This window comes from Streptomyces caeni (genome assembly GCF_042678285.1).
Taxonomy (GTDB): domain Bacteria; phylum Actinomycetota; class Actinomycetes; order Streptomycetales; family Streptomycetaceae; genus Streptomyces; species Streptomyces caeni.
In genome coordinates, this window is the sequence record NZ_JBHUDX010000166.1 from 1 (window position 1) to 10,778 (window position 10,778).

The 10,778-nt window shown below is 64.3% G+C and carries 7 protein-coding genes and 1 pseudogene; 1 reads left to right on the top strand and 7 read right to left on the bottom strand.

Annotated elements, in window-relative coordinates:
* The 7 genes and pseudogenes from ACFSL4_RS37435 to ACFSL4_RS37465 form a co-directional block, all read right to left on the bottom strand.
* Positions 1 to 202, bottom strand: a pseudogene (locus tag ACFSL4_RS37435) (DUF5655 domain-containing protein); the annotation flags it as partial.
* 87 nt (positions 203 to 289) lie between these two features.
* Positions 290 to 1,615, bottom strand: coding sequence for a DNA sulfur modification protein DndB (locus tag ACFSL4_RS37440; protein WP_381092585.1), 1,326 nt, complete (start codon positions 1,613 to 1,615; stop codon positions 290 to 292).
* A gap of 26 nt (positions 1,616 to 1,641) precedes the next feature.
* Positions 1,642 to 2,265 carry a GIY-YIG nuclease family protein gene (locus ACFSL4_RS37445; protein ID WP_381092586.1) on the bottom strand — a complete coding sequence of 208 codons (624 nt, stop codon included), beginning with the start codon at positions 2,263 to 2,265 and terminating at the stop codon, positions 1,642 to 1,644.
* A 149-nt stretch (positions 2,266 to 2,414) separates the two neighbouring features.
* On the bottom strand, positions 2,415 to 3,248 hold the full coding sequence (locus ACFSL4_RS37450; protein ID WP_381092587.1) for a phosphoadenosine phosphosulfate reductase domain-containing protein: 834 nt from the start codon (positions 3,246 to 3,248) through the stop codon (positions 2,415 to 2,417).
* 2 nt (positions 3,249 to 3,250) lie between these two features.
* Positions 3,251 to 6,820 carry an ATP-binding protein gene (locus ACFSL4_RS37455; RefSeq protein WP_381092588.1) on the bottom strand — a complete coding sequence of 1,190 codons (3,570 nt, stop codon included), beginning with the start codon at positions 6,818 to 6,820 and terminating at the stop codon, positions 3,251 to 3,253.
* A complete protein-coding gene (locus ACFSL4_RS37460; protein ID WP_381092589.1) occupies positions 6,817 to 7,929 on the bottom strand; it encodes a DUF4007 family protein in 1,113 nt (370 codons plus the stop codon). Before ACFSL4_RS37460 ends, ACFSL4_RS37455 begins: the two co-directional genes overlap by 4 nt.
* Before the next feature lie 34 nt (positions 7,930 to 7,963).
* A complete protein-coding gene (locus ACFSL4_RS37465; protein ID WP_381092591.1) occupies positions 7,964 to 9,073 on the bottom strand; it encodes a cysteine desulfurase family protein in 1,110 nt (369 codons plus the stop codon).
* Positions 9,074 to 9,575: 502 nt separating this feature from the next.
* On the opposite strand from ACFSL4_RS37465, the gene ACFSL4_RS37470 reads away from it, so the two are divergent.
* On the top strand, positions 9,576 to 10,778 hold a 1,203-nt coding region (locus ACFSL4_RS37470; protein ID WP_381092590.1), incomplete at its 3' end, for a DEAD/DEAH box helicase.

Sequence of the window (10,778 nt, forward strand, 5' to 3'; positions counted from 1 at the left end):
GGCCGAGGGAGTCGATCCGCCCACGGTGGCGAGGGCCGGTGCTGTACTCCGAGGCGAGGAACCGGATCCCCAGCATCGTTTCCATGTTCTGCTCGATCAGCGTCTGCAAGTGCCGCTCCAACGCCACCGCGGCCCCCGGGATCTCGGCCGCCTGCCCGGCCGTGACGCGGAAGAGCTTCAGATCGTGCACCAGCTTCCCCATCCATTTCGACGTCCTCGACGGAACAATCGAATCGCGCAGGAGTATATTCCGGGCCAGTGGGAGACGGGCGAGGTTGTCAGCTGGTGCTCATGAGGACTGGCTGGGGAGTTTCGGTGATTCAGCCTCAGCTGGGAGGAGGGCTAGAAGGTTGTCCATGGGAAGCGGATAGTTTTCCTTCTTGTAGTCCTTGTACATGCGCACGGCGCGGGTGATCTGTGCCTTCGTGGACGGTGCGAGGTGCACCAGCAATAGATCATGCAGCAGCTGAGCATGCTCCTTGCCAGTGATCATCTTCCCCTTGCGAGGAGCATCTGGTGTCTCCAGCCACACTGATGAGAAAGGAGCCGATGCAATGCGCCAGTCGAGTGCCTTCAGCCTTTTCATTACCTCGGACCACTCCAAGAGTTCATGGTCCATGATGTAGCGGACAGCCTTCGCCACCTGTACTTGCACGACTGGACGCATGAACGCATGGCCCTTGCCATCGAGTCCCTTAGGTGCACGGAGGTCCTTTGGCACCTGGGTCTCGTAGCGTGTTCGAAGGTCGCCGCACGCCTCCAGCAGATCATCAAGGCGGCTGGTGATGATGTCGTAACTGGCGTCTAGCGCCTCGTCAGTTGCGCGTTGTGACTGTTTGTAGATGCCGGACGGCAGGCCAAATCCAAGATCCTGGGCAAGGTTGTACAGCACGCCGAAGGTGCTCCAGGCGGGCGAGTTGACCGGTACCTGCCTATCGGCGAGGCGCAAGTCACCGTCAGAGCCTTGCTTGGTGAATACCCGGATAACGCCGTCGCGCTTTAGGAAGTCGTGCTCGTCGAGCATCCGACGTGTAAGAACCGCAAAGCCGTCGTCTTCATCCAGGGCGAGGTTCTCTTGTGCCTTCGTCGGCTTGACGTTGCGATTGATGTTCGTGAACAGGCGACGAGTACGTCGACGTCCTTCCTCGGTGTCAAAGTGCGGCACGACGATGACGCTGATGTCCTCGTCTACCAGGCTTTGGTCCTGTTTGACGGCATCCTTGATCGCCTTGAGCCGGTGCTGGCCGTCAAGCGCAAAGTACTGGTGGGTCCCGTCGAAAGTCAGCACGCCAAAGTTTCGGTCGATGCCCTGCAGCATCTCCTGACTCTCGGCCTCTGCTGACATGATGAGCGGGGTGTAATCGGGGTGTCCTCCCCAGACGGCCACGATTAGGGAGCCGAGAAACCGGTGCTCGCTCGTAAGCAGGTACTCGGTGATCTCCTTGGTGCGGGCCCCGATGCCTCGCTGGATCATGGTGCCGAGGTCCTGGTTGCCGCCGCGGTCGTGGGCGAACTGGATCTCTCGTGCTACCTGGCCGTACTTCATTAGGCAGGTGTAGTAGGTCCAATCACCCACCTTGGCCTCGAAGGCGGGGATGAAGGTCTTGGAACCCATGCGTACCTCTCGTGGTGCGATCTGAATCAGGATGGCCAGGCAGGGTGTGAATCGCCCAGCTGTGTAACCCGGAGCCGTGGGCGGTTCTGATCGTTGAGCGGCGGGTTGAATAGGCGGATCAGGCGCTTCTCAAGGCCCTCGATCCGGGACCGATCTTCGACCACGGCGCACCAGAACTCCAGTGGTCCTAGAGAGAGGTACCGGGTGAGGCGCTCTGCTCGCCTGCGTGGCTCGGATTGAGTCCACAGCTCCTCCGGATCGCCCCTGAGGTGTTTCCGGTAGTTTTTGTACCTATTGCGCAGTGTGTTCGTGCCACGCGAGGCTCCTCCTGCTTGCCCAATGTAAAGGATCAACGGGAAGCTGCCGCTCGTGTCAGCGAGGGGGCCAGAGTGATCTCCATGAAGTCGCAGGCGGAAGCCGGGTCTCCAGACGAACATGTACAGGCCGGGACTGTCAGGGAGGTTGCTGGCGAGCTGATCGGTAGCTGGAAAAATCTGCCACGGGGTGGCCATGTCTTCCAGGTCTTGCTGGAGGACCTGATGCGTGGGGGTATCCAGCATGCGGGTGATCCCTGCCTCGATCAGCAGTGCAGGGCTGTCTTCTTCCCGGTATCGAAGCGCGATGCGGGAGAGCCTGTCTGTGTCGGTCATCCGTCAAAGTGCTCCGGGCGTAGGCGAGTTACCAGGGAAACTGGGAACATCCTTACACGCGGCACTGACAGTCGGTGCGATGAGACGACAGTAAGCCCCGTTGGTGATGGTTCATCACCAACGGGGCCTCCGGGGGCGCTTCGTATCGATCAGAGATGACAGACCGAGCAGCCTGCTTCGTCGTCGTCCGCGTCGAGTGCGTCTGAGAGGACCTCCAGCAGCGGGCGGTTCGGCTTGATGCGCTTGGCGGCGCGTTCCATGGCTGCCTCGTGCTTGGCCTGGATCTCTTCTCGGCGCTCTATCAGCTGGTGCAGGGACTCGCCTTGTGACCAGGTGTAGTCGCGGCCCTGCATGGCGGTGTCCTGGTAGCGGACCTTCTCCTCGTAGGCCACTGCCTTGTCGAACAACTCGGGGTGGCGCTCCTTGAGCCCGACCCACTCGTGCTTGCGCTGGAAGAAGCAGAAGTAGCAGCCGGAACGAGTGCGCCACTCGTAGTAGCCGGGGAGACCGATGCCGGCCTCGTTGAGGATGCGCATGACGCCGTCCTTGTCGATGCCGTCCTCCCGGAAGGGGAAGACCGCCTCGATGTTGGGCTTCGTGCTGACGTAGCCAAGGCGGTTCTCGTCGGCCCGGATGGCGACGTAGGAGATGACTTCGTCGTCGCCGACCCACTCCTCCAGCGGCTTGATCTTCAGGTTCTTGGTGCACCAGCGCATCTGGGGCGACGGGAGGGTGCCCTGGTATACCTCCATCCAGTGGTCGAAGTCGCGGTCGGCGTTAAGCCGCACGATGGGCTTGCCCAGGGCTGCTTCGAGCCGGTTGAGGTACTCGTAGGTCTCCGGCAGTTCTGCACCGGTGTCGCAAAAGAAGTACTCCATCTCCGGGACCCGGTCGCGCATGTAGATGGCGAGGGCGGAGGAGTCCTTCCCACCTGAGATGCCCAGGACATGCCGGACCTTCTTGGTATCGGTGCCGTCGGCCATGGTCACTCAGTCCTTTCTGCTGCCGTCGTGTCCGCGGGCTCGGCTACGCGCTGGGCGAGAGCGGCGAGCAGGATGCGGGCGCCGTCGAGGCCGAGCATCTCCCTAGCTTGCTCTAGGACACTGACAGCGAGGGCTTCGGCATCGTGCCGGGACTGCTCCGGGACGTAGATAAGGGTGCGCTGTTCGGTGCCGTCCTGGCCGGTCAGGGTGAGAAGCCGTGTTTCAAGGGCTTCGTCCTGGCCGGCGGATTGCTGCCGGCTCTGGTACAGGTGGCTCACGCGGTCGAGAGCGGCAGCCATCTCCCGTACCCGTTGGGGGAAGAGAGCGACGTCGCTGTCGGACCAGTCCCCGAGCGCGGAGTTCGACAGCCGCACTGTCAGCGGGTCGAGCCAATCCTCATCCGCCAGGACTTCGTTGAGCGCTATGGCCACAAAGCCGCGAAGCTCCAGGCTCAAGGAGACGCCTGCGAAGCCCCGGAGGCGTGCCGCAAGCGCGCGACGCAGTTCCGGAAGCGTGGCAGGGAGACGAAACTCGCGGCTGATGGTCTCAATGGCCTCGGCCCGCAGCGCCTGGTCGGCGCCGGAGATCTCATTGGCCGCATGAGCGAGCCGCTCGGCGTACCCCTTGTTGCGGCTTGTGCTCTTCTTCGCCTCGGCGGTGATCGGCTCCAGACCGAGAGCCTCAGGGAGAGCATAGAAGAGGAGATCGTCTGGGTCCTGTGCCTGCATCAGCGCAGAGCGCACGGCGATGGCGTCCTTGCTGAGACGCCGTGTGCGGCGTGCATAGGGAGTGAGCACCATGACCCGCTCCAGCAAGGCCCGGGTGACTGCGAGTAGGGCAGGGTTGCGCAGCGCCTGGGATCGTGGCGATTCAACCCTGAGGGCCGCAGACAGGTTCTTGACGACGCTCTTCCGCAGGCCGTCGCCGACGGGCGTGTACTTCACTGCAAAGCGGCGAGGCGCCTTGAGCATGCGCTCGACGACGTCCGGTGTGAGCCGGGGGAGGTAGGAGCCTTCCTCGAAGAGCGCTACGTCCTCGCTACGCACGATGAGAGCGGTGACCACTAGGAGGGGTACGGTGCCGGCCTTGACGCCGTAAGGCGGGACCATGACGGTGCGGAAGATCTCGTCGAGCCCGGTCCGCTGGTGCGCTTCACTCAGCGCCGTTTCCAGGGCGTTCCAGACCGGCAGAGCGTGCTGGTGTTGCTCGCTGGGCCGGGAGAAGCCGTACGGGAGGAAGGACGTCGACGAGTCGTCCGTCGGGGCGCCGCTGTTTTCCCTGTGCAGGCCCATGTACTCCAGGGCTCCGCTGTACATGGCACGCTCGGCTGGGTACTTGTCGATACCGAGGTATTGCTCGCCGGACTTGAGCAGCATCGCGGTGAGCAGCTCCCGACGGGCCTTGGCCGCCTGGCTGGTCAGCTCATGACGGCCCAGCATTTCGTTACGGATGTGTGGAGTCGCGGGGAAGACCCGGTCACAGGCGATCGAAGCGAGACCGCTGAGGCTGCGGCTCTCGATCACCTCACCCTCTCCTGCCGCGGCGGAGATACCCGAGCGCCACAAGCGCCAAGTGGCGCGTTGCGTCTGTGGATAGAACGCTGTGTCCAGGAGCTCCATCAATTCGGCGTGAGCTGCTGTGGCGCGTTCCTTGATCTCCCGCCGTGCTACTGGGTCCAAGGACTTGTTCGTCAGCAGGTCCTGGAGGGCCACGAAGTACGTTGCGGCGCGCAGAACAAGGTCCGGCTCCTGGGTGACGCCGAGAACCACGGGCAAGGAAGTTTCTACCGCGGGGCGGTCCTCAAGTGTTCCGAGGTGGAAGACCAGTAGTCCGTCGGCGTGGTCGTTGAGCTCGTCCGGGCCTGTGATCTTCTTGGTGTCGGGGCCGGTAACGTGGACGAACAGGGCACGGAGCATGCCGGTGATCTGGCTGTGTCGGCCGGCGGCGACAGCCAGAGGCAGGTGGTCGCCTAGCTTGCGGATGACTTCCGGATTGTCCAGGTGGTTGGTGATCTCTTTGAGCAGGCCGTCGATGTCGACATCAGTGCCCTGCCATACCCGGTATTCGCCGTTGAAGTGCCGATGCACGAGCAGACCTTGGTCGACCAGGCTCTGCAGCTGACCCTCCAGCGCCGCGAACGCCGTGGGGTCTGCCCCATCGCACGGCTCGTGCAGCGCAAAGTAGATCATCGCGGCGGTGGCCCGCAGAGCACCGTCGGAGTCGATCAGGTTCAGCATGCCAATGGTGCGCAGGAGAACCTGGTCAGACGTGGAGAGGCCGTTGGCCTCGTTGATCCGGGCGTCGATCTCGATCCATTTACTGGCATTGGTTGAAGCCAGCAATGACGTGCGGCCGGAAGCGAGGAAGAAGTCGTAGAGCTGCGCCAGTTGGATGGTGGCGGCGCGCTGCGGCTTGTCGAGGGAGTACAGGTCCAGCGAGCGGCGGACCGTATTGGGTTCGTCGCTGTTGAGGAAGCCGGCCAGGCTGCGGTCGTGCTGGCCGATTTGAGCTGCGAGGTACGGAGCCGCGACTGCGGTCAGCGGATGCAGCGGATACAGGTCCTCGAAGTGCTCCGCCTTGAGGTTGACGACGTCATTGAGGGCGTGCTCGCGCCAGGCTGTTTCGGCTGCTTCGGCCTGGGCCCGGATCAGTTCGCGGTTGGGAGCGGAGACGTCGGATTGACTGATTCGGCGGCGCATGAGCTGGATGGCGTCGCCGAGGTGGGGGACGAAGGTGATGTCCTCGAACCGGCCCTGGATCTTGGCCCACTCACGGGTCTGCAGTTCGCTGGAGCGCGATGCGTAGTCCATGAACGACATGTGCTGCAGAGTCATCATGAAGAGCGGCAGCCCGCGCGGGCCAGCGCTCTTTTCTGCCAGTTCCTGCAGCAAGAACAAGTCATCTTTGGCGCTGGCGAACTCACTGTGACCGGCAAGGTGTTCCAGCGTCTTGCCGAACTCATCGATGACCAGCAGAACCGGTTGCTGCGCGCACAGAGCGGCTACCGCGTCGAGGATGTCCTTGGGCGTCGTATTTGCGGGATCGGCGCACGGGGCGAGGGCCGAGGCGATCGCTTTCGGCGGGCGGCTCTTCCACCGGCGCTGGGCCGCAGTGCGCAACGCCCGTGACAGGGTGGCGACGAGGGGCTCGCGCCGAGCGGTGGCAACGGCGCCCAGGAAGCCTGTGGGTGTAAGGGCGTCGCGGTTGGCGGCGAGGCGTTGGGCCAGGCCGCCGCTGGTTGCGCCCAGGACTGTCTCGGCTTCGGCGCGCCGCTTCTGGTCGTGACCGAGGAGTGCGTCAATGACGTTAGTCAGGGTCGACTTGCCGGAGCCGTAGGGTCCGGTGAAGGACCAGGATCGGGTGCGAGAGAGGTTGCCGAGTGCGTTGGTGACGCGATCGAGGACATCGACGGCACGGGCGCCGATGTAGGGGGATTGCAGCTCGTCCTGGACGTCGCGCTCCAGGTTGGTGGACCGCATCTGGGAGCCGACGAGGCTGATTCCTGTGGGGAACTGCGGATCTCCGGGCGCCGTGCCGGTGGCATCAGGCCGTGCGGGGGTCGCGGTGGTCACGCGTTCTCCTCGTCGTTCAGGGGGAGCTGCGGGTCCTGCTGCTTGAGTTCGCGCTTCTCAGCCTCGGCGAGCTGCGGGTACATTCGACCCCACTTCTCCCGACTGGGGAAGTCTGGCCGTTTGCGGACCTTGTCGTACTGCTCATCCAAGATGTCCCAGGCCAACTCAAACGGATCATCGGAGAATGCCAGGCTGCGCTGGCCGACTGCCTCCACGATCTGGAGTTCGGGATGGTCGCCGGCCACTCGCTCCAGTGCTGCGGCGATGACAGGCTCTCGCACCCGGAACGCCCGTCCAGGGGAGCCGGCCTCGTTCGCGAGGCGGGCCAGGGAGATGGAGCTGCCATGCCGCGTGGTGCGCGCTGCGTAGTCGAGGCAGGCGTAAGCGATGATCCTGGCCTGCAAAGAGGTACGGGTACCACTGGTGAACTGCCACTCAGCACTGCCCCGTTGTCCCACTTGCTCCAGCAGGCCAAGGTCACGGAAGGGGCAGGCAAGGAGGTCCTCAAGCGCGCCAGGGGCTCCGTCCTTACGCCGGGCGGGGACGTACATCTTCGTGATGCAGTCGACGTCCTTGGCGATCGAGGCCTCCACAGGACCTTCGCCGTAGGACAGGTTCACGTGCCGCACGATGAGCTGGGTCAGATCCGCCGCTGTGAACCGGGAGAACGGGGCAAGATGGAAGGCGACATACCAAGAAGGCGTCCAGCTCTTCCAGCCCGGCCGGGAGCTCAGCAGCCACCAGTGCAGCAGCCACAGACTTCCAGGCTCTTCCAGGTACGGGTCGGCCCCATTCTCATCGAGCAGCCACCGCGCCTCCCATGTTGGGTAGGAGTACATCGCCCGGGAGCCCGAGTCTTCGCTGCCGCGGAGTTCACGCGTGAGCTTGAACGCCCGGGACCAGTACCGCATGGCATGCACCATGTTTTTACCGACACCGAGTAGCACCGGGGCGTCGTCCGCGAGGAACGCCTCCGGGTTGTCCTTCACCTGCATGTACGCCTTGTGGAGCCACCCGAAGCGCGGTGCGAAGGTCTCGTGGCGCGCGAACTGTGAGTGGGCGGCTTCCGCTAGCCGACTGTCTGACATGCGGGATTTCTCCGTGTCCATTGGTTTTCGGTGTGCTTCAAAGCTCGGGCGTGGATCAAGCGGGGGTCGACATAGCTGCCCGCACCTGTCGGACGGCCCGGACCGTGGAGGAAACGGCCTGGATGACGTCGCGGTCGGTGCTGGCATAGCCGAGGGAGAAACGCACCGTGGAGTCAGCTTCATCCCGGCTGCGCCCCATCCCGAGAAGCACGTGGCTAGGGCTCGGCGCACCGGAAGCGCACGCACTTCCCTCCGAGGCCGCGACATCGGGCATCGCAGCGAGCACGGCGTCGGCAGGCGCCCCGTGGAAGGTGATACTCGTTACCCCAGGAAGCCGCAGCCCCAGCGCACCATTGATCCGGCAATCGCTGACCTGCTCAACGAGGGCGCTCTCCAGCAAGTCACGCAGGCCGGCAACTCGCGCCCGCTCGTGGGCCATGCCGTGGAGCGCGGCCTCTGCCGCTGCCCCGGCGCCCGCGATGCCGGCTACGTTCAAGGTCCCGGCTCGCCATCCACGTTCCTGCCCTCCACCGAAGATCAGCGGGCGATATGGAAGCGGGATGCCGCGCCGTACGAATAGAGCCCCCACTCCCTGCGGGCCGCCGAACTTGTGAGCCGAGAGGGACAGCAGGTCGACATGGGTCTCCGCGAGATCGATCGGCAGCCGGCCAGCCATCTGCGTGGCATCGGTATGCACGAGGGCCCCGGCCGCGTGCGCTGCCTCCGTGATCGGGGCCAGGGCAGTCAGGACGCCGGTTTCGTTGTTGGCGGCCATCAGAGAAACGATCGCCACACCACCTCCGGCCAGAGCGTCATGGAGTGCGTCCAGATCCACCAGGCCGTCCTCGTTCACCGGTACCAGCCGGAGCGTGCCGGGCACCTCACCCGTGAGGTTCTTGGCTGTCTCCAGCACCGCAGGATGCTCGACGGTGCTCGTGACAAGGGCCCCACCGACGCTGAACGCCGCGCGCAGGGCAAGGTTGTTCGCCTCCGTTGCGCCGGACGTGAAGACGATTTCTCCCGGCGTGCAGTTCAGCAGCTCAGCCACTTGACGGCGTGCCGTGTCGACCCGTCGCGCAGCAGCGCGGCCCGAGCGGTGAGTACTTGAGGCGTTGCCGACCGTACGCATGGCTGCGAGCACAGCCTGTTCTGCCTCGGGGCGCATAGGGGCTGTGGCATTGTAATCGAGATAGGCCAGATCTGAGTCGAGTGACTGATCTGTCACGCTCCACCCCGCTTACATCGGTTCTGCTCGTTGAAGCTGGTGGCGCTCCGCGCCCGGTACGGCACCTTCCACCAGTAGTACACCGTGATCCTAACCGTGCCGTGGTTGGGATGTGGCTCAGGCGCGGTTTTGCGCACACCGGAACCCGTATCGTGACCTCGCTTTTGGAACAGATGTTCCCAGTGTGGCTGAGTGGTGCCTGGCGGCCAAAATGCCCGGCGCGCCATGGGAGTTCAGCGGTGCGCGGAGCACCTCACGGGTCACGGGCCGGTGCGGCAGATCACGCCTCTCAACTCCCGGTTGTCAGCGGCTGGGTCTAGGGTTTGATCGCACGCTGTGGCGCGGATGTGGCAAGCGGTGTGCATGGACGAGTAAAGGGGGCTGGGTTGCGAGTCGATGGGGCGCACGGCGTTCGTGCCCTGCGGGTGGGGTGGAGATCACGATGATCGAGTCTCCGGGCTTCCCCTTTCAAAGCATCCTCAGCACCGCACCCCTCGCCTATGTACGGCGCCTGCTCGGCGACCACACCTGCGAGCTGCTGGAACTGTTGCACTCAGGAGAGCAGACCGAGGCGGTCCTCCGCAGAGTCGCCGCCTCCGCCGTCTCCGCGGAGCGGCTGATCGGTGATGCAGACGAGCGGGCGCTGCTCCTGGGTCTGCTGCCCGAGACGAAACAGGTCGAGCTCGCCGATCGGCTCGGGCGCGGGGATTCCGGCCAACCTGATGACTTCCTTTCCGCGCTGCCCTGGACCGCTGATCAGCGTCGGACCTTTCTCGGATTCCTCGGCCTTGTTGTCGACCGGGCCCCCGAGCCCCCCGCGTCGTTTCGCAGCCTCAGCGTGCCGAACTACGCACTGTTCCCACATCAGCGGCTCGCGGCCGGCAAGGTACGCCGCCTGCTGTACTCCGGGGAACGGAGGGCGGTACTCCACCTTCCGACCGGTGTCGGGAAAACCCGCACTGGCATGAATCTGATCTGTGATCACCTGCGACAGAGTGAGCCCAGCGTTGTGGTCTGGCTGGCTCGGGGCCGGGAACTCCTGGAGCAGGCCGCGTTGGAATTCGAGCGCGCTTGGAGCGCTCTCGGCAACCGCGAGGTCACCGTCCTGCGCATGTGGGGCGATGCCCCTGCCGATATCGACAGCATCACGGACGGCATCGTCGTGCTCGGCCTAGACAAGGCAACGGCCGCGGCGAAGAGCGACCCGACATTCCTCGACCGTCTCGCCCTGCGCACCACCCTCACGGTCTTCGACGAGGCGCATCAGGCTATCGCGCCTACGTACCGCAAGGCCGTCGACGCACTCACTCTCCGTAGCGATTCCAGTCTGTTGGGGCTGACGGCCACTCCTGGCCGGACATGGTCGGACATCTCTGAAGATGAGAGGCTTTCGGATTTCTTCGCGCGCCAGAAGGTGATGTTGGAGATCGATGGTTACGACAACCCCGTCACCGCCCTCATCGAACAGGGATACCTCGCAAGGCCGGAGTTCCGCACCGTGGCCGCTGAATCCGGGATGAAGCTCAGCGCCAGGGACAAGCAGGCCCTCGCAGCGTCCTTCGACATCCCGGATGTCCTGATTGCGCGGCTCGCGGAGAACGTGCAGTGGAATCTGCAGGTTGTTCGTACCGTGCTCGACCTCAGC